The 20,895-nt window shown below is 68.6% G+C and carries 21 protein-coding genes; 13 read left to right on the forward strand and 8 right to left on the reverse strand.

The window, feature by feature from the left end:
• Positions 1-20: 20 nt before the first annotated feature.
• Genes WKR98_RS04005 through WKR98_RS04040 form a run of 8 tightly spaced genes read left to right on the forward strand, consistent with a single transcriptional unit; the run spans position 21 to position 6,304 of the window.
• Positions 21-866, forward strand: coding sequence for an alpha/beta fold hydrolase (locus tag WKR98_RS04005; RefSeq protein WP_341432138.1), 846 nt, complete (start codon positions 21-23; stop codon positions 864-866).
• Positions 867-877: 11 nt separating this feature from the next.
• Positions 878-1,318: a lipocalin-like domain-containing protein gene (locus tag WKR98_RS04010; protein ID WP_341432140.1), complete on the forward strand. Its 441-nt coding sequence runs from the start codon at positions 878-880 to the stop codon at positions 1,316-1,318.
• A gap of 10 nt (positions 1,319-1,328) precedes the next feature.
• Positions 1,329-2,576 carry an aromatic ring-hydroxylating oxygenase subunit alpha gene (locus WKR98_RS04015; protein WP_341432141.1) on the forward strand — a complete coding sequence of 416 codons (1,248 nt, stop codon included), beginning with the start codon at positions 1,329-1,331 and terminating at the stop codon, positions 2,574-2,576.
• 11 nt (positions 2,577-2,587) lie between these two features.
• Complete coding sequence (locus WKR98_RS04020; protein WP_341432142.1) at positions 2,588-3,094, forward strand: aromatic-ring-hydroxylating dioxygenase subunit beta; 507 nt, start codon at positions 2,588-2,590, stop codon at positions 3,092-3,094.
• 2 nt (positions 3,095-3,096) lie between these two features.
• Complete coding sequence (locus WKR98_RS04025; protein ID WP_341432143.1) at positions 3,097-4,272, forward strand: thiolase C-terminal domain-containing protein; 1,176 nt, start codon at positions 3,097-3,099, stop codon at positions 4,270-4,272.
• Positions 4,273-4,280: 8 nt separating this feature from the next.
• The gene (locus WKR98_RS04030; RefSeq protein ID WP_341432144.1) at positions 4,281-4,664 is read left to right on the forward strand and encodes a Zn-ribbon domain-containing OB-fold protein; all 384 of its coding nucleotides are present in this window, start codon (positions 4,281-4,283) and stop codon (positions 4,662-4,664) included.
• 25 nt (positions 4,665-4,689) lie between these two features.
• Complete coding sequence (locus WKR98_RS04035) at positions 4,690-5,937, forward strand: CaiB/BaiF CoA transferase family protein (RefSeq protein WP_341432145.1); 1,248 nt, start codon at positions 4,690-4,692, stop codon at positions 5,935-5,937.
• A gap of 22 nt (positions 5,938-5,959) precedes the next feature.
• The gene (locus tag WKR98_RS04040) at positions 5,960-6,304 is read left to right on the forward strand and encodes a non-heme iron oxygenase ferredoxin subunit (protein ID WP_341432146.1); all 345 of its coding nucleotides are present in this window, start codon (positions 5,960-5,962) and stop codon (positions 6,302-6,304) included.
• Here WKR98_RS04040 and WKR98_RS04045 read toward each other — a convergent pair.
• From WKR98_RS04045 to WKR98_RS04060, 4 genes are all read right to left on the reverse strand, one after another.
• Positions 6,301-7,053, reverse strand: a complete 753-nt coding sequence (locus WKR98_RS04045; protein ID WP_341432147.1) for a hypothetical protein — start codon at positions 7,051-7,053, stop codon at positions 6,301-6,303. The genes WKR98_RS04040 and WKR98_RS04045 overlap by 4 nt on opposite strands.
• A gap of 127 nt (positions 7,054-7,180) precedes the next feature.
• Positions 7,181-9,454: a penicillin acylase family protein gene (locus WKR98_RS04050; protein WP_341432148.1), complete on the reverse strand. Its 2,274-nt coding sequence runs from the start codon at positions 9,452-9,454 to the stop codon at positions 7,181-7,183.
• Entirely contained in the window at positions 9,451-9,831 is a 381-nt protein-coding gene (locus WKR98_RS04055; protein ID WP_124691978.1) for a RidA family protein, read from the reverse strand. Before WKR98_RS04055 ends, WKR98_RS04050 begins: the two co-directional genes overlap by 4 nt.
• A 30-nt stretch (positions 9,832-9,861) precedes the next feature.
• Entirely contained in the window at positions 9,862-10,851 is a 990-nt protein-coding gene (locus WKR98_RS04060; protein WP_341432149.1) for a Bug family tripartite tricarboxylate transporter substrate binding protein, read from the reverse strand.
• Between the two features lie 56 nt (positions 10,852-10,907).
• Here WKR98_RS04060 and WKR98_RS04065 point away from each other — a divergent pair, with 56 nt between their 5' ends.
• On the forward strand, positions 10,908-11,942 hold the full coding sequence (locus tag WKR98_RS04065) for a helix-turn-helix transcriptional regulator (protein ID WP_124691980.1): 1,035 nt from the start codon (positions 10,908-10,910) through the stop codon (positions 11,940-11,942).
• Here the strand turns inward: WKR98_RS04065 and WKR98_RS04070 are convergent.
• The gene (locus WKR98_RS04070) at positions 11,937-12,923 is read right to left on the reverse strand and encodes a LysR family transcriptional regulator (protein WP_161568006.1); all 987 of its coding nucleotides are present in this window, start codon (positions 12,921-12,923) and stop codon (positions 11,937-11,939) included. The genes WKR98_RS04065 and WKR98_RS04070 overlap by 6 nt on opposite strands.
• 35 nt (positions 12,924-12,958) lie before the next feature.
• Between WKR98_RS04070 and WKR98_RS04075 the strand changes: the two genes are divergently transcribed.
• The 4 genes from WKR98_RS04075 (at position 12,959) to WKR98_RS04090 (ending at position 17,491) form a co-directional block, all read left to right on the forward strand.
• Positions 12,959-13,960, forward strand: a complete 1,002-nt coding sequence (locus WKR98_RS04075; RefSeq protein WP_124691982.1) for a tripartite tricarboxylate transporter substrate binding protein — start codon at positions 12,959-12,961, stop codon at positions 13,958-13,960.
• 135 nt (positions 13,961-14,095) lie between these two features.
• Positions 14,096-15,967: a hypothetical protein gene (locus WKR98_RS04080; protein ID WP_341432150.1), complete on the forward strand. Its 1,872-nt coding sequence runs from the start codon at positions 14,096-14,098 to the stop codon at positions 15,965-15,967.
• Positions 15,968-16,053: 86 nt separating this feature from the next.
• Entirely contained in the window at positions 16,054-17,034 is a 981-nt protein-coding gene (locus WKR98_RS04085) for a tripartite tricarboxylate transporter substrate binding protein BugD (RefSeq protein WP_370282676.1), read from the forward strand.
• Positions 17,035-17,170: 136 nt separating this feature from the next.
• Positions 17,171-17,491: a hypothetical protein gene (locus WKR98_RS04090; RefSeq protein ID WP_124691984.1), complete on the forward strand. Its 321-nt coding sequence runs from the start codon at positions 17,171-17,173 to the stop codon at positions 17,489-17,491.
• Between the two features lie 16 nt (positions 17,492-17,507).
• Here WKR98_RS04090 and WKR98_RS04095 read toward each other — a convergent pair whose 3' ends face one another.
• The 3 genes from WKR98_RS04095 to WKR98_RS04105 all read right to left on the reverse strand — a co-directional run bounded on the left by WKR98_RS04095 (position 17,508) and on the right by WKR98_RS04105 (position 20,825).
• Positions 17,508-18,488, reverse strand: a complete 981-nt coding sequence (locus WKR98_RS04095) for a fumarylacetoacetate hydrolase family protein (RefSeq protein WP_124691985.1) — start codon at positions 18,486-18,488, stop codon at positions 17,508-17,510.
• Positions 18,489-18,549: 61 nt separating this feature from the next.
• A complete protein-coding gene (hmgA, locus tag WKR98_RS04100) occupies positions 18,550-19,854 on the reverse strand; it encodes a homogentisate 1,2-dioxygenase (RefSeq protein WP_341432151.1) in 1,305 nt (434 codons plus the stop codon).
• A 17-nt stretch (positions 19,855-19,871) separates the two neighbouring features.
• Positions 19,872-20,825 (reverse strand): tripartite tricarboxylate transporter substrate binding protein, encoded by a 954-nt coding sequence (locus tag WKR98_RS04105; RefSeq protein WP_124691987.1) that lies wholly within the window; start codon positions 20,823-20,825, stop codon positions 19,872-19,874.
• Between the last annotated feature and the right edge of the window lie 70 nt (positions 20,826-20,895).

Here is a 20,895-nt window from a genome sequence, read left to right on the forward strand (position 1 = left end):
TACGACACCAGGAGCAACCGATGGAGACACCTTCCGCCCCGGACGCGCGGCCGCCTGAAATCGGCAGCAGCCTGCCGACCTGCGGCTTCCGGACCAACTATCACGACGCCGGCAACGGGCCGGGCGTCCTGCTGATACACGGATCGGGTCCAGGCGTGACAGCCTGGGCCAACTGGCGCCTGACCATCCCCGTCCTGGCGCGGCAGGCGCGCGTCGTCGCCCCCGACATGGTCGGCTTCGGCTATACGGAATCGCCGCCCGGGGTGCAGTACCACTGGACCACCTGGGTGGGCCAGCTCATCGCGCTGCTGGACGCGCTGAAACTGGAACGGGTCTCGGTGGTGGGCAACTCGTTCGGCGGCGCACTGGCGCTCAAGCTGGCCGCCCGGCATCCCGGCCGCGTCGATCGCCTGGTGCTGATGGGACCGGTGGGCCTGCGGTTTCCCATCACCGACGGACTGGAGAAGGTGTGGGGGTATCAACCCTCGCCCGCCGCGATGCGCGAACTGCTGGACGTCTTCGTCCACGATCCGTCCTTCATCGACGACGACCTGGCGGCCATGCGCTACCGGGCCAGCATCCGCGACGACGTGCAGGCCCGGTTCGGCAGCATGTTCCCGCCGCCCCGGCAGCGGATCCTGGACGACATGGCCACGGACGAGGCCGTCCTGCGCACCATCCCGCACGAGACGCTCATCGTCCACGGGCGCGGCGACAAGGTGATCCCGATCGAGGCCTCGCGCCGGCTGGCCCAGGCCATGCCGCGCGCGCGCCTGGCCGAGATCGACCGCTGCGGCCACTGGGTGCAGATCGAACAGCCAGCGGCGTTCACCGCGCTGGTCGGGGAATTCCTGGCGCCACGCTGAAAGGAGACACCATGCGCAAACAGGATCTGCAGGGCCGCTGGACCCTCAGGCAATGGACGCAGGCCTATGACGACGGCCGCGTGACCCACCCCATGGGGCAGGCACCCCGGGGCTTCATCCAATATGACGACGACCGCATGTTCTGCATGATCGAGCGGGCGGACCGCCAGGCTTTCGCCACCGGCGGGCAGTGGAACGCCAGCGCCGAGGAAAAAGCGCGGGCCTACGAGAGCTTCATGAGCTATGCCGGTACCTACGAACTGGCCGGGGACGAAGTCCGGCAGCACGTCGACATGAGCCTGTTCCCGAACTGGGAGGGCGGCGTGCAGCGCCGCAAGGCGGCGATCGTCGACGGCCTGCTGCACCTGTCCGCGCGGCTGGAAGACGGCACGCCCGAGGCCCGTACCGCCAGCCTGGTGTGGGAACGCGCCGGCCGCGCCATCACTTCCTGAAGGACCCTTCATGAAAGACATTGCCAGCCTGATCCGCGACGCCTCGGTCCACAGCAGCCTGTACGCCGACCCGGCCATCTTCGACCGCGAGATGCAGACCATCTTCGGCCAGGGATGGGTCTATGTCGGCCACGCCTCGGAGATTCCGCGGCGGGGCGACTATGTACGGCGCACCATGGGACTCGAACCCGTGCTGTTGATCCGCGGCGCCGACGGCATCCACGTCGTGGCCAACCGCTGCGCCCATCGCGGCAACCTGCTCTGCCAGCCCGAGCGCGGCAACCGACGCACGCTGGCCTGCCAGTATCACGGCTGGATCTTCTCGCCCGACGGCGCGCTGCTCGATATGCCGCTGTCCAGTATCGAGCCGGATGAATCGCTGCACCTGAAGCGCGCACGCGTCGACAGCTACAACGGCTTCGTCTTCGCGACGTTCAACCCCTCGCCCATCCCCCTGCTGGAACATCTCGGCCACGCCGCGCGCGCGCTGGACCGGCAGGTGGACCTGTCGCCCGAAGGCGAGATCGAACTGCGCGGCCCGTGGATCAAGCACCTGTTCCGCGCCAACTGGAAGATGCTGTCCGAAAACGAGGCCGACGGCTATCACGTGGGCTTCGTGCACGACTCCTTCACGAAAAGCGTGGGCACCCCCGGCAAGTACGGCAACATCCTGTCCGGCGAAGAGGACCGCATCACGGCGGTGGTCCGCTACCTGGGCAACGGCCACACCGAGCTCGACTACGGCCCGACCTACGACCGGCCCATGACCTGGCTGGGCGTGGACGAGACGCGCTACCCGGACTACACGCGCGACATGGTCCGCCGTCACGGCGAATCGGCCGCGCGGGAAATCATGCGGGCCGGGCCGCCGCACACCTTCATCTTCCCCAACCTGTTCCTGGCCGAGACCTGTCTGGTCATGATCCAGCCCCTGGGCGTGGGCGAGACCGTCAACTGGCACACCCCGCTCTACCTGAAGGGCGCCCCCGAGGAACTGAACCGACGCATCATGCGTCAGGGCGAGGTCGCCCTGGGACCGTCGTCGTTCCTGACGGCGGACGACGCCATCATCGCGGAACGCCAGTGGCGCGCGCTGAAGGGTTCGCCGGCCTGGCTGGACCTGAGCCGCGGACTGTCCCGCGAAACGGCGACCGACGGCGGCGTGGTGGTGTCCCACTACACCGACGAGACACCCAACCGGGGCTTCTGGCGATGCTACCGGGACATCATGGCGGAAACCGCCCAGCCGACGCTCTAGAAGGACATGCCATGCAGACCCCCCTGTTGCCGATCGACGAACACCGGATGCTGGAGCGCTTCGTCCACGAGGAAGCCCGGTTGGCGGACGAATCGCGCTTCGACGAATGGGAAGCGCTCTGGGACGAAAACATCCGCTACTGGGTGCCCGTCGTCATCGACGGCCAGGAGCCGGATCCGGACAGCGACGTCTCCATCATCAACGACAACCGTTCCCGGCTGGCGACCCGCCTGCGGCAGCTGCGCACCGGCACCCGGCACAGCCAGGCGCCGCGTTCCATCCTGCGCAGGATGCTGTCCAACCTGACGGCCGACAAGGAAGAAAACGGCGACTATCGCGTCGCGGCCAACTTCGCCATCTACGAATACCAGGTGCAGTCGGTCAATCAGCTGAACGTCTGGCCGGGCCGGGTCGAATATGGGCTGCGGCTGGTGGACGGCCAGCTCAGGATGTTCCTGAAGAAGGTGTCCCTGGTCCACGCATCGGGCCCGCTGCCCAGCCTTTCCTTCCTGGTCTGACCATGGCCCACGCTCCGCTCTCGGCCATCGTCGGCCTGGGCTTCAGCCCCCTTTCCCGCGAGCCCGCCGGCTCCGTGCGCGCGCTGGCGGCCGCCGCCGTACGGGCCGCCACGGCGGACGCCGGCGTCGGCCCGGACCAGGTCGACGGCCTGCTGCTGAATCCCAGCGCCCTGGCCGATCCCGGCGTCCTGCCACCCAAGGTGCAGGACGACATGGGCCTGCGCACGCTGGGGATGCTGACCACGATCGAAGCCAAGGGTTCGTCGGTCCTCCAGATGGTGCAGTACGCCACGGCCGCCATCCACAGCGGCCTGGCATCGGTGGTCGCCTGCGTGTTCGCCGACGCGCCCATCGGCCCGGCGCGCGGCGGCGGGGCCTCCTTCAGCAACGAAGGCTCGCTGACCGGCATCGCCGGATGGGACGCCTCGTACGGCCTGTTCGGCCCGGTCGGGTCCTACGCGCTGGCCGCGAGCCGTTACATGGCCCTGCATGGCGCCGGCCCCGATCATCTGGGCGCCTACGTCCTGGCCTGCCGCCAATGGGCCGCGGGCAACCCCCTCGCCTTCCAGCGCACACCGCTCACGCTGGCCCAATACCACGCCTCGCGCACGATCGTCGAACCCTTCCACGTGCTGGACTGCGCCTATCCGGTCAACGGCGCGGCGGCCGTCATCGTGGCCGGCGCCGACCGCGCCGCCGACGCCGGCCGGCGGCCCGTATACGTCCACGGCATGGGACAGGGCCACGCCAGCGCCGATACGCCGCAGGGGCAGCACGACCTCGCCACCGCCGGCCAACTGGCCGGCCGCAAGGCCTATGCGATGGCGGGTGTCGGGCCGAGGGACGTCTCGATGTGCCAGTTCTACGATGCGTTCTCGTACTGCGCCCTGGCCGCGCTCGAGGACTACGGACTGTGCGGCCGGGGCGAAGCCGCCAGCATGGTACTGGACGGCACGACCGCGCCCGGCGGCGCGCTGCCGGTCAACACCGGCGGCGGCCAGTTGTCGAGCTACTACCTGCAAGGCATGACCCCGCTGAGCGAGGCCGTCATCCAGTGCCGCGGCGACGGTGGCGAGCGGCAGTGCGCGGCCAACGACATCGTGCTGGTCAACGGCTCGGGTGGCAGGCTGGAGTATCACGCCGCGCTGATCCTGAGCCCCCACCGCTCGCTCGCCTAGGACCCGCCATGCTGCTCGCTTCCGACCACTTCGAACGCTGTTTCCTGGACTTCATCGCCAGGCGCGAACTGCGCGTGCCGCGCCTGCGCGCCAGCGGCGAGATCCTGGGCTACGCGTCGCACGGCTACGGCGCGAACCCCGAAGACATCGAATGGATACCCGCCTGCGGCCGGGCGACCCTCCATTCCTATGCCGTCTACCGGCAGCAGTACCACCCGGACTTCCCGCCTCCCTACAACGTCGCGCACGTCGAACTGGCGGAAGGCCCGCGCCTGGTCAGCCGGATCGTCGCGGACGACGGCACGCCCCTCGAGATCGGCATGCCGCTGCGCGGACGCTTCGATCCGGCCGGACGCCTGGAGTTCATTCCCGACCCCACCCCGGCGGCATGACCGCCCCATTACGGAATCCTCGCTCATGACCGAGCCTTCGCCCGACACCTGTCCACCCCCGTCCCGCGCCGCCGGCGCACTGGACGGCGTGCGTATCCTGGATCTGAGCCGCGTGCTGGGCGGCCCCTACTGCACGATGATCCTGGGCGACCATGGCGCGGAAATCATCAAGGTGGAACCGCCGCAAGGCGACGACACGCGCGGCTGGGGCCCACCCTTTGCCGGCACGGACGCTGAACGCGGAGACGCCAGCTATTTCATCGGCGTCAATCGCAACAAACGATCGATGGTGCTGGACCTGTCGCGCGAATCGGGGCGGGCCGTGCTGCTGCGCCTGCTGGAGGACGCCGACGTCCTGGTCGAGAACTTCAAGCCCGGCACCATGGAAGCGTGGGGCCTGGGTTATGCAAGCGATCTCGCGCCGCGCTTCCCGCGCCTGATCCATTGCCGGGTGTCGGGCTTCGGGAGCCATGGCCCCCTGGGCAACCTGCCGGGGTACGACGCCGTGCTCCAGGCCATGAGCGGATTGATGAGCGTAAACGGTACGCCCGAGACCGGCCCGCTGCGCATAGGCACGCCCATCGTCGACCTGGCCACCGGACTCTACGCCACGATAGGCATCCTGATGGCCCTGCACGAACGCCGCCGCTCGGGCCTGGGCCAGTACGTGGACATGGCGCTGTACGACTGCGCCATGTCGCTGCTCCATCCCCACGCGGCCAACTATTTCCTGGACGGCAGCCGCCCACGCCTGACGGGCAACACGCACCCGAACGTCACGCCGTGCGACAAGTTCGCCACCCGCAGCGGCGAGATCTTCGTGGTCATCGGCACCGACCGGCAATTCCGCCGCCTGGTGGAACTGCTGGGCATACCGGACCTCGCGGCCGACCCGCGGTTCGCTACCAACAGCGACCGGTCGCGCAACCGCGCCGCGCTCTATCCCCTGCTTGCCGAAGCCCTGGCACAACACGACGGCGTGGCCCTGAGCCGGACCCTGCTGGCCGAAGGCCTGCCCATCGGCCCCGTCATGGGCATGGACGAAGCCCTGGGCGCGGACCACACGCACGCCCGGTCCATGGTCTACGAACACGACGGCTACAAGGGTCTGGGCACGCCCATCAAGCTGTCGCGCACCCCCGGCGGCCTGCGCCGGCCTCCGCCCGCGCTGGCCGAGCATGCGCGGGAAGTATTGCGCGAAGCCGGCTTCGCAGACGACGACATGGACGAGCTGGAACGCATCGGGGCGACAGCGCCCCGGCGCGCGCGCTGAACCCCTTTCCCTGGAGCATCGCATGACCCCACAGGACCACTGGCGCGAGGCCTGTCTTTCCAACGATCTTCCTGAAGCCGGCACGCTGGCCGTAACCCTGGACGAACAGGTCTTCTGCCTGTACCGGGTCGAGGGCGCCACCTACGCCACCGCCGACCGTTGCAGCCATGGCCGCGGCAGCCTGTCCGAAGGCGTCCTGGAAGAGCACACCATCGAGTGTCCATTCCACCAGGGCTGCTTCGACATCCGAACCGGCGCCCCCACGGCGCTGCCCTGCAACCGGCCCGTCAAGACCTACGCAACCCGCGAGGCAGACGGCATCGTCTGGCTGAACACTTGCCCGCGCGACATGGCCAGCCAGTCCTAGGGCCGGCTCATCGCGCCGCCGCCCGGCACGGAGCGATTCCGGCGCCGGTAGGGATCCGCCACGATCTCGTGCTTGCGCATCAGTTGCCAGAACGCCCTCCGGTTCTTGTGCGCCGCGCGGGCCGCCTGCGAGATGTTGCCCTGGTAGCGCAGCAGCATGTCGGAAATGTAGTGGCGCTCGAACTCGGTCACGATCCTGGCCTTGGCCGACTGGAACGGTTCGCGCGAGACGAAATTGGCATTTTCGTCTCGACCTGTGGATTCGGCTTCGTGGTCGTCTTGCGCCTCGGCCTCGTCCGGCGGCGCATCGGCGGCTGGGCAGGCCTCCGGCGGCTTGCCCGGCCCCGCAAGCAACACCAGGCGTGTCTTGAATTCTTCCCCGCACATCGGATAGCGCATGAAATCGTCCAGCCCAAGCGACAGCAAGTCCTGCAGCCCGGCGGCGCTCATTTCGCGCGCGAGCGCCAGGACGGGGGTCTGCAACGTGTCGCCGGCCACGGCCATCGCGGTGCGTGTCCATCCCAGGGTGGACAGGGTGACCGGCAGCAGACAGACGTCGTAGCGCTTGAGCGCCAGCGCCTGGCGCCGCAGCGCATCGGCGGATGCTGACGCGCCCACCGATGGCGCGTCCAGCTGCACGCCATGCAATGCAATGCGCTCGCGCGCATCCTTCCAGTCTTCCATCAGCTCGCGCATCCAGCCCGCATGCTCGGGCACCATCAATACGCCGCAATCGATCATTCCCCTCATGTCGCTGCCCCCAGATTGTCCGAGCCGCCAGACTAGGAGCCCGTGACGAAGGCCTCAATCAGAGAAACCAACAAGCGCGATTCTGCGTATCCAGTTGCCGCGAGCCGGGTCGTTAATGATCTCCGGACTACTCCGCCAGGTGCAGGCTCTCGACCGCCGAAGCCGCGATCTGCGCGTCGGTGAAGGGCGCATCGACCAGTTGCTTGCGCGACAGCAGCCCGACCTGGTCGTCATGATGGGGCGAGGCGGCATCGGGGGACTGGCCGTTGGCCGCCATCACCTTGGCCACGAGCTTGCCGCCGGTCCAGGTCACCGCGTGCATGTAGGCCGTTCCCGCGACGATGTCGCCGTAGCCCTCGGGGCCGAGCGGCGCCCCCTCCAGCGCATTGAGTATCCCCTGGTCTCCCGATCCGCCGTGCAGCGGAACGCGGCCCGCGGCGGTGGGCCGCGCCAGCATGCGCCCCCATGTCTCGTCGCCCTTCAGGCCATGGGTGCCCAGGTCGGCAACGGTGTCGGCCAGCGCCGCGAGCACGGCGGCCTGGACCGGGGCGCTGCCGGACAGGGTACGCACGCGCAGCGGATCGGCCGCGTCGTACGGCTGGGCGTACAGGTTCTCGATGGCACCCAGCCTGGGCCACAGTTCGCCGAACAGCAGGGCGCCGCGGCTGTCGGCGTTGTTGCGCCGGTCCCAGCGCGACAGCACGCCGCAGGCCGTTGCGGCGTCGCCCGTGGCGGTGGCGCATGCATCGGCGATGCCGTCCATCAAGGTTTCGGCCGCGTAGTTGCGGTTGCCGAAGACCACGTCCACAGCCTGCTCCATCGTTACCTTGCCCGCGGCCAGCATCTCGGCCACCAGGCGGTAAGACATCCGGGTGCGGCCATTGGGCTCGGCATCGGGCCGGCCGAACAGGACCGAGTAGCGGTCGTGCCGCTCGCCGTGGATGGACAGGCTGTAGCTGTCGTTGGCGTTGTAGGCCACGCCCCGCGTGGCCAGCGCGGGAATCCGGTCCGCCGGCGCCAGCCGGGGGCGGCCGTGCTCGTCGCGCAGCAGGCATGCGCCGCGCGAACCGTCCAGCGCGGCGGGCACGCGGCCCGATGGCGTGGCTTCGACCGCGCAGGCGGCCAGGCCGGCGTCATCGATGTCCAGGATGGGCCCCGATTCGATGAACAACGCGTTGCCCGCGCTGTCGCCCGCCACGAGGTGGGCGGCAATGCCGCGATGCCCGCTCACGGCGCGCTGGAAATCGGCGGTGCTGCGGGCCTTCGCGACGAGCAGCATCTGGTCCAGACCACGCGCGTCGCCCGCGGCGGCATCGGTGATGGCATACCATCCGGCGGGCCGGCCCGGCGCGGCGGGCAGCCGGTACAGCGGACCCAGCGCGGTGTACGGCACCGCATAGGCCTGGGTCCGCGTGGACCCATCGGCCTGCCGCACGCCGATCTCGACCACGCGCCGCTCGATGGCGCGGGACACGCCGTCGACCACATAGGCGGGGCTCGCGCCGGGCCGCAGGTCGAGCCGCAGCGGCAGCCCGTAGGTCACCGTGGAAGGCGCCTCGATGCTCCAGGCGACCGCGTCGTTGAAGCCCGACAGGGGCAGCGGCACCCCCAGGAAGTCCGCGCCCATGACGTCGAGTTCACCGGGAATGGTCAGGTGCATCTGGTGCATCAGCAGCCAGTGGTCCTGCCAGTACGTATGCGGATTGGCCACCACGATGGCGGCGCCCGTGCCGGTGGCCTCGGCGCCATAGACCCAGGTGTTGCTGGCCATGCCCAGGCGGGGCGGCGCGGGCGCGGCGGCGGCCCGCGCCGGCTGGTCCAGGTCGTCCCACAGCGAGGCCGACGCGAAAGGCGCCGCCAGGAAGCTCCGGTTCAAGGTGCCGATCTGCATGACGGCGCGCAGCACGTCGGTGGCGACCATCGTCGGCGGGTGCAGTCCGCCGCACGCGGCGGGCTCCGCATGGTCGCGGACGTAGCGGTTGAAACCCGCGGCGTAGCCCTCGGCCAGCGCGCGGGCCTGCGGCGACAGCGCCTTCCAGGCCGTGTCCACGTCGTCCGCCGACAACTGCATGCGGTAGAAGAGATCGCTGTCCAGGTTGGGCAGCGGCAGGAAGCCCACCAGCGCCTTGCCATCCGCGCCGAAGCGGGCCGACCGCTCGCCGCGCAAGGTGATGACGCGATCGGACAGCGCGCACAGCTGGTCGCGCGCCACGGCATAGCCGTAGCCGTACCCCAGGCCGCCATGGTCGTTCGCCTTGACGTGCGGCACGCCGTACGTCGTCCAGCGCACCTGCGCATCGAAACGCGCCGCGGGCGGGGCGGGCGGCGAATCGTCGCCACCCCCGCATCCGGCGACCAGGCATGCCGCCACGCCCGCCCGCACCCACCGAGCCGGCGTCATGACGCCCTGCCCTGCTTGCGGGCGATGACCTGCATCTCGACATGCGCGCCGGGATAGGCGATGCCCGCGATCATGGCCGTGCCCGTGGGCTTGCAGGGCAGGTCGTCGGCCAGCACGCCGATGACCGGCTGGACGTGGGCCATGTCATCGATGATCAGCGTGTAGTTGACGATGTCCTCGAGGCGCGCGTCCGCCGCCTCCAGGTAGGAAGCGATGTTGCGCAGCATGAGGCGCGTCTGCGTCTCGACCGTCGGCGCCAGCTTCTGCGCGGTGTAGTCCATGCCTATGGTGCCCGACACGAAGACCCAGTCGTCGTCGAACATGGCGCGGCTATAGGGCGCGCGCGGAAAAGGCAGGGGAAAGTCCGCGATCTGCATGGTGGCTTGCTCCGTGGATGCCGTGATTGCTCAGTCGAGCTTGAAACCCAGCTTGCGAATGATGGGACCGTAGCGGTCCAGGTCGACCGCGATCTGCCGCCGCAGGGTCTCGGGATCGTTGCGCGGCGCCGGCTCGAAGCCGAACGCCAGCAGCTTGTCGACCACGTCGGGCTGCCTGACCGCCCACTCCACCGCCCCGGCCACGCGCTGCGCGATGCCGGCGGGCAGGCCGGAGGGCCCGACGATGGCGAACCAGACCGACATATCGATGCCCTTGAACCCCAGTTCGTCCAGCGTGGGCACATCGGGCAGGCCCGAGAAGCGCCGCGCCGAACTCACCGCCAGAAAGCGCGCGCGCCCGGACTTCACGAACTGCGCATAGGGCGCGATCCCGTCGAAGGCCGCATCGACGGTGCCCGCCATCAGCGCCTGCGCCACTTCCGCGCTGCCCTTGAACGGCACGCGCCTGGCCTGCGTGCCGGCCGCGTCGTTGAACGTGTCCACCAGGATCTGCGAGACGATGGCCGCTGCGCCGATATTCAGGTCGGCGCCGCCGGACTTGCCCCGTTCGACCAGGTCGGCCACGCTGGCCGGATCCTTGGGCTGGCTGCGCGCCACCACGGCGTTGGGGCCGACCACGGCCAGCGAGATCGGCGTGAAATCCTTCTTGGGATCGTAGGGAAGCTTCTCGTACAGCGCCGGATTGAGCACGAAGGTCTGGTCGATGGACCACAGCAGCGTGTAGCCGTCGGGCGGCGCGCGCAACACTTCCTGCACGCCGATCAGCGTATTGCCGCCGGCCTTGTTCTCGATGATGATGGGCTGTCCCAGCCGCTCCTGCACCTTGAGCGCGATCAGGCGGGCCGCGACATCAGCGCCCCCGCCCGCCACGAAGGGCACCACCAGCCGCACCGGCCGGACCGGCCAATCCGGCGCCGCCGCGGCGGCGGCCGATGCCGCCAATGCGCACCCCAGCGCGAAGCAGGCCCGCAGCAGGCGGCTGACATGCCGGACGTTCATCATTACACTCCGTCGAAAAGTTGCAGTGATGCTAACGTTCCGGCCCGAGGCCATGTATGCAGATCGAAACGCAAACTGTGCCGATCCCCATCGCGGGCCCGGTGATGCGGGAAGACGACCTCAACGCCATCCTGGCTCCCTCGGCGCCGGAGCCCGCCGGCCTGACCCTGTCCGACATCCTGAGCGAATCGCGCCGCAACGTCCCCTGGCCCAGCGGCGGGCACGTCACGCGGCTGCATACGCTGCCGTGGGAAGGCGCCAGCGCGCGGTACTTCGATTTCAGCCTGGACGACCGGCTGCGGGTACGGCTGGACCCCGACCGGGAACTGCTGCTGACCTTCTTCCTGGAAGGACACGTCAGCGGACACGTCGGCGATGAACACGGTCCCGAACTCGACTTCCGCCTGAACCGGATGCTGCTGCGCACGCCCAACCGCAATGGCGGCTACCTGATCGACATCCCGGGCGCCAGCACCCATCGCTTCGTGCAGTTCCGGCTGCGGCGCGACCTCTTGCCGCGCTGGCTCAAGGCCCTGGGCGTGCGGTTGCCGGCCACCCAGCTCGACGAGATGGTGGACCGCGACGACGGCCGCATCCTGTGCAACGCCGCCGTCACCCCGCCATTGCAGGGCTGCCTGGAACGCATACGCGGCGAACGCAGCGACCAGCCCGCCTTCGTGCCGCTCTTCCACGCGCGCGCCACCGAACTGCTGCTATGCGCGCTACAGGGGTTCGACGATCTGCTGCGCCCCGCCCGCTCGCCCTCGGCCGATGCCGCCTCGGTGCTGGCAAGGTTGCGCGAAGCCATCGCCGAGGCCCCCGCGTATCCGTGGACCATCACCGAACTCGCGCGCCGCGTCGGCTGCACGAGCGCGCGGCTCCAGCAGCACGTGCGCGATACCACCGGCCTGTCGGTCTACAACCTGCTGGTGGCCCAGCGGCTGGAACTTGCCGCCACGCTGCTGCGCGAGACCCGGCTGGGCGTCCAGGCGGTCGCGGCCGAAGCCGGCTGGCAATGCCACTCGCGCTTCACCGCCGTGTTCAGGGCACACTACGGCATGACGCCTCGTGCGTACCGGCTGCGGCTATGAATCGGGCGTGTCCTTTCGCGCCTGGCGCGGAAGCTCGTCGGCCGGCCATTGCCGCACCAGGAAGTCCGTCAGCTTTTCCACGGCCGGACTGCGGCCATTCCCGAGTTGCAGCATTCCCAAGGGAGGCAGCGCCAATAGCGAAGGGTCGGGCCACGCCACGTCTATCTCGACCACCCGGCCCGCGCGCTGCATCTGATGCGCCACGCTGCGTGGCATGAAGTCGAGCAGACCGTGCCGCTCTATGAGCGCAAACGACAACACGATGGAGCGGGTGTCGATCGGATAGAGCCGTGGCCGGTCACCCGTTGCCTCCCATATCTCGCTGAATATCTGGACGGTCTGTACGTCGGACGGGGGCTGGGCCCACGTCTGATCCACCAATGCCTCGATGCTGACCTGCCCCTTATTGGCCAAGGGATGGCCCGGGCCCGCCACGACGATCAGCCTGTCCGGCAGCAAGGGTTGGAAGCGGGCGTTCAAGGGCAGATTGGCCGGTTCGCGGCAGATGGCCAGGTCGACCCGGCCCTCCGACAGCAGCGCGGGAAGCCGCAGCGCTTCGGCCTCCTGGACACGCGTCACGATGTCGGGATTGGCATCGACAAAGCGCGGCAAAGTATCGACGACGATGGCGGACACGCCCGCGGAAATCGAACCGATACGTACGACCCCTCCACGGCTGTTGATGGTCGAAGCGACGGTGGCGGTGCCGACCTTGATGGCATCGAGCGCGGAACGCACGAGCGGTATGAGCGCACGGCCCTCGTCGGTGGGCGCCATGCCCCGGGTCTGGCGGAAGAAGAGCCGCACCCCCAGCAATTCCTCGATCTCCGCCAACGCGTGCGTCGTCGCGGGTTGGCTCAGCCCCACCGCATCGGCCGCCTTCTGCAGGCTGCCCAATTCGGCCACCGATGTAATGATCTGCAACTGCCGCAGCCTAGCCTTGCCCATCAGGCGATTGAACATCAGGTTCGCGGATATCATTTCAGAAGCTTGACAAGAACAGGAGGGAGAAGGCCATGCCCATGCGCCTCGGGGACATACGGCGCGTCGGCCGCACCGGCACGTGGATGATAGCGGGCGGCCTGCTGGCTCTGGCATCGTTCGCGGGCGCGGCCGCCTACCACCACCGGCAGCAAAGCCGGGCCGCCGCCCCCGTCACCCTGATTGTGCCCTACGCGGCCGGCGGATCGATGGACTTGTCGGCGCGGGAACTGGCCAGGCAGTTGTCCGACGCCCTGCGGCGGCAGGTGGTCCTCGAATTCATAGGCGGCGCGGGCGGCATATTGGCCGTGCAAAAGGTGCTGCACGCCAAACCCGATGGCAACACATACCTCTATGGGTCGGGCAATGCCGTACTGCTGTCGCCCTTGCAGATTCCCGGTGCCGGGTTCACGAGCCACGACCTGGTACCCGTCGCCCCGGTCAGCAGTTCGCACCTGACCTTGCTCGCCCGTGCGGACCTCCCGGCGCAAACGATGGACGAACTCATCGAACTCGCTCGCCAGGAGAAACGCCCCCTGATGATAGGCACGCCGGGCGCAAGCACGCTGCATCATTTGCTGGCGCTTTCCATGTCCGCGCGGCTGGGGGGCAATCTCCAGGCCGTCCCCTACGTCAAGACGTCGACCTTGCTGCAAGACCTGGGCGGCGGCCGCCTCGATCTGGCGATACTCGCGCTGCCCGCGGCAACCGGCGTCGACGCCGCGCGCGGCAGGATACTGGGACTGTTCAGTGCCAAGCGCTCTCCGTTGTTTCCAGGCATCCCCACCGTGAACGAGAACGCCTCGCTGCGCTTCTGGGTCGTCGACCCCTGGACCGGCATATTCGCCCAGCGTGGCACGCCGCCTCGGGAGATCGCGCACATCAAGCGTGCCATGGCGCGGGTGTTGACGTCGCCCGAGCTCTCGCGCGTACAGGCCGCACTGGGCGTGGTGTCGGCCGATCCCGAGAGCATCGATGGTTTCGATGCCTTGGTCGCCGCGGAAGCTCGGCGCTTCGCGGCGATGGTGAAGCACTAGGTTCCACGGCAAGCCATTCAAATCTTGAATGGACTGGCGGAATTTTGCATTAGACCTGCGCGTGCCCCTCCCTAAGAATGGCGCCGCATCCCGTCGAGGATGCGTGACCAATCAAAACCAAGGTGGAGGCACTCAATGAAAGCGAAGCGTTTGTCGCTCGCGGCGCTCTTGAGCTTGTCCCTCGTCGCATGCGGCGGTGGAGACGGTGGAAGCTCGGACAATACGCCGACCAATCCGGGAGACCCGCCCACGGCGGCGTTCGACCCACGGCTCACGAAGATCGATCCTTCGCTGGTCATCACTCCTACCGAAGCGCAGGGCTGGTTCGAGAAGAAGAACGGCTGGGGACCGACCTACACGGGCTCGCCCGCCTGGAAATCATTCATGGCGTTCCTCGAGGAACGCCTGGTGGAGTACGGCGCGCAGGGTCTGCACAAGCACAAGTTCCCCTACGAGCGCTGGTACACCTCCGAGTATCCGGACAAGTCGGGATGGTCGCTGGTCTCGGACGGCACGCCGGTCGAGGTCGCGTCCTATGCCACGCAATCCGGATCCACGGGGCCGATGGGCGTGACCGCCCCCATGGTGCTTTATGACATGACGCTGCCCGCCGCACAGCGGCCGCCCCTGAGCGCGCTGGCCGGCAAGATCGTCGTCGTCAAGCAGGCGCCGTTCACCGGTAGCGGCACCACGGGTGGATACACGGACTACGAGTTCCGTACCGATCCGGACACCTTCCTGGAGCCCGGAGTCTTCGTCGATCCGACCTATGAAGGCGGCTATCGCAACCGCAACCAGTTCGGCGCGATGGGCAGCGTGATCACGGGCGTGCTCAAGCCCTCCGGAGCGGTAGGCCACATCGCGGTGCTCGACATGCCTCCCGGTGCGGCGCAGGGCGGCCGCCAGCACGGCACGCCGTCGCGCTACGAGGTGCCGGGCCTCTTGCTCGACAAGAAGAACGGCGCCAAGGTGATCGAGGACGCGCGCGCCGGCAAGACCGCAACGCTCAAGCTCGATGCCAAGGTCGAGACCGATGCGACGGCCTTCCAGCTGATCGCGACGCTGCCCGGCCGCGACTACGGGACCGCCAAGGACAAGGCCGTCTTCATGGCCACGCACACCGATGGCCCCGGCCTCATCCAGGACTCCGGTGGGCTGGGCATCCTGGGCGTGATCAAGTATTTCTCGCAGATCCCGCAGTCCCAGCGGCCGATGAGCATCTACGTCTATCTCGATTGCCGCCACTTCGTGGCCGGCGCCGAACGGGGCGTGCCCTACGACTACATCCACGACAACCTGGAAACGCTGTCCAAGTACATCGTTGGCGGCGTCGCCATGGAGCATAGCGGCGGGGCGCAGATGCACGATGTGGGCGACCGCTACGAGCCGACTGGCCGCGCGATGACCACGTACATCAACACCTACGGCAACGACCTGTTGGTCGAGAAGGCCATCGAGGCGGTCAAGGGCGCGAACCTTCCACGGGCCCAGGTCAACGTGAATGACCGGCCCGGCGTGCATGGCCAGCCGCAGAACTCGTGGCTGGGCCGCAACTTCGCGACCTACCTCGACGAGTTCGGCGGACGCCCCGTCTGGCACGTAACGGGTGATTGGCCCAGCTCCGGCTATCAGGCCTTCTACCCCGGGATCAACCGCTTCCGGTCGGACGTCTTCATCGCGCAAGTGGAAACAGCCATCCAGCTCGTGGGAACGGTGATGACGAGCGATCTGGTGGCGCTGAATCCCGACTGGGGCAAGCTCGGCAGCGCCTTGATCAATCTCGAGGACGACGACTTCAAGAATCCCGGCTCGGCAACCGCGCAGCGCCAGGCACTGCAAGGCAAGCACAAGGAAATCTTCGATCTGGTGCGAGCGGGCACCTACGAGAAGGTTCCGGCGTTGCTGGATGCATTGTCCGCTGCCGTAACGGCGCAGCTGGTCGATGCCAGCGCCAAATCCGTCGACGAACTCATCTCCAGCGCGAAGTCTCGCGTGCCTGCCACCTAGTCGGCAGGCCCTCGCGCGGCGGCCGGGCGCGACATGCGCCGGCCGCCTGTTCCGTTCAGCCTCGAATACCAACCAGGAGTATCAGAGTGTCCAAACAAGCGGTTCTCCTCGCGGCCCTGGCGGCCGCATTCGCCGGTCCGCAGATCGCTCGGGCGGCTCAGGACTTTCCCAGCCGGCCGGTCACGATGGTCGTGCCCTTCGCGGCGGGCGGACCGACGGATGTCGTGGCGAGATCGCTGGCCGAAGCCATGCGCAAGCCCCTGGGGCAAACGGTGGTCGTGGAAAACCTTGGCGGTGCCGGCGGCACGCTGGGCACGGGCCGTGTCGCACGAGCCGCGGGCGACGGCTACACCCTGCTGCTCATGCACATCGGTTTCTCCACCGCTCCCGCGCTGTACCGCAAGCTGCAATACGATCCCATCAAGGACTTCGAGCCGATCGGCCTGGCGGTCGACGTGCCGATGACGATGATCGCCCGGCATGACTTTCCGGCCTCCAACTTCGGCGAATTCCTTTCGTACGTGAAGGCCCACAAGAAAACCTTGTCGATGGCCAACGCGGGCATCGGCTCCGCGTCGCACCTGTGCGGCCTGCTGTTCCTGAGCGCCATCGACGCCGACGTGCAGACCATCCCGTACAAGGGAACCGCTCCGGCCATGAACGACATGCTCGGCAAGCAGGTCGACTTTATGTGCGACCAGACGACCAACACGTCGGGCCAGATCAAGGCCGACAAGGTCAAGGCCTATGCCGTGACGGCCATGACGCGCGTCGCATCGCTGCCCAAGCTGCCGACGATGGACGAGGCCGGCCTCAAGGGCTTCGAGGTCGGCATCTGGCACGGCCTGTGGGCCCCCAGGAGCACGCCCAAGCCAATCATCGACAAACTCGTGAATGCAATGCAGGCTGCGCTGAGCGATCCAGCGTTCAAGCAGCGCATGACCGACCTGGGAGCCCAGGTCGAACCCGCCGAACGGGCCACGCCCCAGGCGCTGGATGCGCACGTCAAGGACGAAATCCAGAAATGGGGGCCCCTGATCAGGAAGGCCGGCATCTATGCGGATTGACGCGCAGCGGGGTTGGGCGGCTTGCCCAACCCCGCCGCCGGCTCATATCCTGCTACAAATTGGTTGTTACTTGGCCCGCCATGGCCCCGATTCTGCGGCAAACTGCACGGCTAGCAGTCTGGAGTTGGAGTCCAGCATGACCAAGCCAAGCCTACGTTCCACCGCATCGCTGATCCTCGTCACCACCGCCCTGTCGTGGGGCCTGCCGGTCCGCGCCGATGATTTGCGCGAATCCACGAGCGGGCGCGAGAGTTCCGTCGATACCTCATCCCGCTCCTATGGCGGCAACGGCTTGCGCCTGGGCGCGCGGACGCCGTCGTCCTCGGGCCTGGGGGGCAGCGGCCTGCATGCCTCGCTGGACACCGCGGCCACGAGCGGCCCGCAGGCCGGCGCCGGCAAGGCCGTCACGCCGCGGCCGGCCCTGGGTACCCGCACGACGAAGAAAGACGGGCGCTGACCGGCGCCTGCCCGCGCTAGGCCAGCGGCGCGACGCGCTGTTCGATCGCCCCGAAGACGCTGTTGCCCGCGCGGTCGAAGTGTTCGATACGCACCGTATCGCCGAATTTCAGGAACGGGGTCCGGGCCGCGCCCTGCCGGATGGTCTCCAGGGCCCGGCGTTCACCCAGGCAGCCCACGCCCACGGATTCGTCCTCGTTCGACACCGTACCCAGGCCCACCAGCGTTCCCGCCTCGAAGGCGCGCGTCTGCGCGACGTGGGCGATCAGGTCCCCATAGTGGAAGGCGACGTCGATACCGGTCTCGATGCTGCCCAGTTCCTCGCCGCGCACCCAGCATTTCATGGTGCCCGACACCAGCCCGCCCTGCCATAGCTCGCCCAGTTCGTCCGGGGTCACCGCGATGGGGCCCAGGCTGGACGCCGGCTTGCCGACCAGGAAGCCGAAGGTGCGCTTGAGTTCGCCCGGGATGATGGCGCGCAGCGACACGTCGTTGAGCAGCACGAACAGGCGGATGTGCTCGCACGCGCGCCTGGCGTCCACGCCCAGCGGCACGTCGCCGGTGATCGCGGCGATCTCGGCCTCGAAGTCGATGCCGTCGTCTTCCGAGGGCAGGCGCACGTCGTCGTTCCAGCCCATGAAGCCGTGCGAGATGCCCTGGTACATCAGCGGTTTCTGGAAGAAGTCGTCGGGCACCGATTCGCCGCGCGCCTGGCGGTTGCGCTGGATGTGGCTGGGATACGCCGCCCCGTCCAGGTACTGGTAGGCGCGCGGCAGCGGCGCGGCCAGCGTGTCCAGGTCCAGCGCGAAGGCGTTGGCGGCCCGGCCGGCGTTCAGGTCGTCGTACAGCGCCTGCAGGCGGGGGCTGGCGCGCTCCCAGTCGTCCAGCGCCGATTGCAGCGTGGGTGCGATGTCGGTCGCGCTCACCGCCGTGGCGAGGTCGCGGCTGACCACGAGCAATGCGCCGTCGCGCCCCGCGCGTTGCGATGCCAATTTCATTCCAGCTTCTCCAAGAGTGCGGCGCGCGGCCCCTTGCCCGCGCCACGATGATGTCCAGGGCCTAGGCGGGATTGCCGGATCGGAATCCGTCCCAGACCTCGTCGTAGTCCGGTTGCAGGTTGGGCGCGGCCAGCGCCTGCGCCGTCGGGCGGTACACGTGGCGGCTCTCGAACATGAAAGCCATGGTGTCTTCCAGGCGGCGCGGCGCCAGCGCCTCGGTGCTGGCCCGATCGAAGGTGGCGGCATCGGGGCCGTGCGGCAGCATGCAGTTGTGCAGGCTGATCCCGCCCGGCACGAAGCCCTCGGCCTTGGCGTCGTAGACGCCGCGCACCAGTCCCATCAGCTCGCTCATCACGTTGCGGTGGAACCAGGGCGGCCGGAAGGTGTCCTCCATGACCAGCCAGCGCGGCGGGAAGATCACGAAGTCGCAATTGGCGGTGCCGCCGATTTCCGACGGCGAGGTCAGCACGGTGTTGATGGACGGATCGGGGTGGTCGAAGGTGATGCTGCCCACGGCCATGAAATGCGCCAGGTCGTACTTGCACGGCGTCAGGTTGCCGTGCCAGGCCACCACGTCCAGCGGCGACGACGAACGCTCCAGTTCCCAGAAGCCGCCCAGGAACTTGCGCAGGATGCGCACGGGTCCGGTCGCGGGTTCGCAGGCGGCGACCGGCACCAGGAAGTCGCGCGGATTGGCCAGGCCGTTGGAACCCAGCGGCCCCAGTTCCGGCAGCCTGAAGGGCGCGCCGTAGTTTTCGCACAGGTAGCCCCGCGCCGCGCCGTCGGGCAGGTCGACACGGCAATGCACGCCGCGCGGCAGCAGCAGGATCTCCCCAGGCGCGACCCGCAGGCGGCCCATCTCGGTATGGACGTCGAGCACGCCCGACTGCGGCACCACCAGCATTTCGCCATCGGCGTTCATCAGGTAGCGGTCGCGCATGGACGCATTGGCGCGATAGACGTGGACGGCGGAACCGCTCTGGGCATCGGCGCCGCCGTTGCCCGCCACGGTCACGATGCCGTCGACGAAGTCCGTGCCCCGGGCCGGCTCCGGCCACGCATTCCACCGCAGCCGGTTGGCCGGCGCGGCCACGTCGGTGAACGGGGCGGTCAGCCAGCCCGGATGCGCGACCGCATGGGCCTTGCCATGCGCGGCGGAGGGCCGCAGCCGATAGGTCCAGGTGCGCAGGTTCACGGCACGAGGCGCCGTGAAGGCCGTGCCCGAGATCAGTTCCGCGTACAGGCCCTGCGCCACCCGCTGGGGCGAATTGCGGCCCACGGGCAGCACGCCCGGGCTGGCCTCGGTCGCGAACTCATTGCCGAATCCGCTCTGGTACTGCGGCTCCGCCGCGGCTGCCCTGTCCATCCTTGCCTGCTCCCTGTTCAGTTCGCGACGATGTTCGCCTGCTGGACGACCTTCTTCCAGCGCGTGATTTCCGACTCGATCATGGTGCGCATCTGCGCCGGGCTGCTGCCGCTGGGTTCGCTGCCGATGTCGTTGACGGCCTTGCGGAACGCCGGGTCCTGGAGCATGGCGGCCAGCGCGGCGTGCAGCCGGTCGACGATAGGGCCGGGCGTCTTCGCCGGCGCCGCGATGCCCAGCCACGAATACACCTGGAACCCGGGAACGGTATCGGCCGCCACGGGAGCGCCAGGCAGCAGCGGCCACGGCTTGGCGCTGGTGACGGCCAGCGCGCGCATCGTGCCCGCCTTGATCTGCGGCGCGGCCACCGTGGCGGTATCCACCAGCACGTTCACGTCGCCGGCCAGCACGGCCTGCACGGGCGCCGCGCCGCCGCGATACGGCACATGCAGCATCTGCACGCCGGCCGTGGCGGCCAGCAGTTCGCCGGTCAGGTGCTGGGTCGAGCCCACGCCCACCGAGGAAAAGGACACCGTGCCCGGTTTGGCGCGCGCCGTCGCCAGCAGGTCGGCCAGCGTGCGCGCCGGGTTGTCGGCCTTGACGCTGACCACGAACGGAAATGCGGTCACCGTGGAAATCGGCTGGAAATCCGCGACCGGATCGTAGGGCAGCGACTTGTTCACCGCGGCCGAGACGGTATGGCCGCCGGTCAGCATCACCAGCGTGTAGCCATCGGGCTCGGCCTTGGCCACGTAGCTGGACGCGACCACGCCGCCGGCGCCGCTCTTGATTTCCACCACCACCGGCTGGCCCAGCGCCGCCTGCAGGTGGCGGGCGACCAGCCGCGACACGGTGTCGGCATTGCCGCCGGCGCCGAAGCCGTGGATGAGCTGTATGGGCCGCTCGGGGTAGGCCGCGCCCGCCGCGCCGGCCAGTGCGGTCGCGAAAACCGCGCCGATGATCCGTTCGTACATGATGGGGTCTCCTCCTTGTTCTTGCGGTGCTTTCCATTGACCGGAAATTCCCGGTCGCACCGTGAAGGGC

Origin of the sequence: Pigmentiphaga sp. YJ18, assembly GCF_038066655.1 — a bacterium.
In the GTDB taxonomy this organism is placed as follows: Bacteria; Pseudomonadota; Gammaproteobacteria; order Burkholderiales; family Burkholderiaceae_B; genus Pigmentiphaga.

Excerpts from the sequence above, each read along its gene's own strand:
- WKR98_RS04005 (WP_341432138.1), top strand. The coding sequence starts at position 21 with ATGGAGACACCTTCCGCCCCGGACGCGCGGCCGCCTGAAATCGGCAGC.
- WKR98_RS04010 (WP_341432140.1), top strand. The coding sequence starts at position 878 with ATGCGCAAACAGGATCTGCAGGGCCGCTGGACCCTCAGGCAATGGACG.
- WKR98_RS04015 (WP_341432141.1), top strand. The coding sequence starts at position 1,329 with ATGAAAGACATTGCCAGCCTGATCCGCGACGCCTCGGTCCACAGCAGC.
- WKR98_RS04020 (WP_341432142.1), top strand. The coding sequence starts at position 2,588 with ATGCAGACCCCCCTGTTGCCGATCGACGAACACCGGATGCTGGAGCGC.
- WKR98_RS04025 (WP_341432143.1), top strand. The coding sequence starts at position 3,097 with ATGGCCCACGCTCCGCTCTCGGCCATCGTCGGCCTGGGCTTCAGCCCC.
- WKR98_RS04030 (WP_341432144.1), top strand. The coding sequence starts at position 4,281 with ATGCTGCTCGCTTCCGACCACTTCGAACGCTGTTTCCTGGACTTCATC.
- WKR98_RS04035 (WP_341432145.1), top strand. The coding sequence starts at position 4,690 with ATGACCGAGCCTTCGCCCGACACCTGTCCACCCCCGTCCCGCGCCGCC.
- WKR98_RS04040 (WP_341432146.1), top strand. The coding sequence starts at position 5,960 with ATGACCCCACAGGACCACTGGCGCGAGGCCTGTCTTTCCAACGATCTT.
- WKR98_RS04045 (WP_341432147.1), bottom strand. The coding sequence starts at position 7,053 with ATGAGGGGAATGATCGATTGCGGCGTATTGATGGTGCCCGAGCATGCG.
- WKR98_RS04050 (WP_341432148.1), bottom strand. The coding sequence starts at position 9,454 with ATGACGCCGGCTCGGTGGGTGCGGGCGGGCGTGGCGGCATGCCTGGTC.
- WKR98_RS04055 (WP_124691978.1), bottom strand. The coding sequence starts at position 9,831 with ATGCAGATCGCGGACTTTCCCCTGCCTTTTCCGCGCGCGCCCTATAGC.
- WKR98_RS04060 (WP_341432149.1), bottom strand. The coding sequence starts at position 10,851 with ATGAACGTCCGGCATGTCAGCCGCCTGCTGCGGGCCTGCTTCGCGCTG.
- WKR98_RS04065 (WP_124691980.1), top strand. The coding sequence starts at position 10,908 with ATGCAGATCGAAACGCAAACTGTGCCGATCCCCATCGCGGGCCCGGTG.
- WKR98_RS04070 (WP_161568006.1), bottom strand. The coding sequence starts at position 12,923 with ATGATATCCGCGAACCTGATGTTCAATCGCCTGATGGGCAAGGCTAGG.
- WKR98_RS04075 (WP_124691982.1), top strand. The coding sequence starts at position 12,959 with ATGCCCATGCGCCTCGGGGACATACGGCGCGTCGGCCGCACCGGCACG.
- WKR98_RS04080 (WP_341432150.1), top strand. The coding sequence starts at position 14,096 with ATGAAAGCGAAGCGTTTGTCGCTCGCGGCGCTCTTGAGCTTGTCCCTC.
- WKR98_RS04090 (WP_124691984.1), top strand. The coding sequence starts at position 17,171 with ATGACCAAGCCAAGCCTACGTTCCACCGCATCGCTGATCCTCGTCACC.
- WKR98_RS04095 (WP_124691985.1), bottom strand. The coding sequence starts at position 18,488 with ATGAAATTGGCATCGCAACGCGCGGGGCGCGACGGCGCATTGCTCGTG.
- hmgA (WP_341432151.1), bottom strand. The coding sequence starts at position 19,854 with ATGGACAGGGCAGCCGCGGCGGAGCCGCAGTACCAGAGCGGATTCGGC.
- WKR98_RS04105 (WP_124691987.1), bottom strand. The coding sequence starts at position 20,825 with ATGTACGAACGGATCATCGGCGCGGTTTTCGCGACCGCACTGGCCGGC.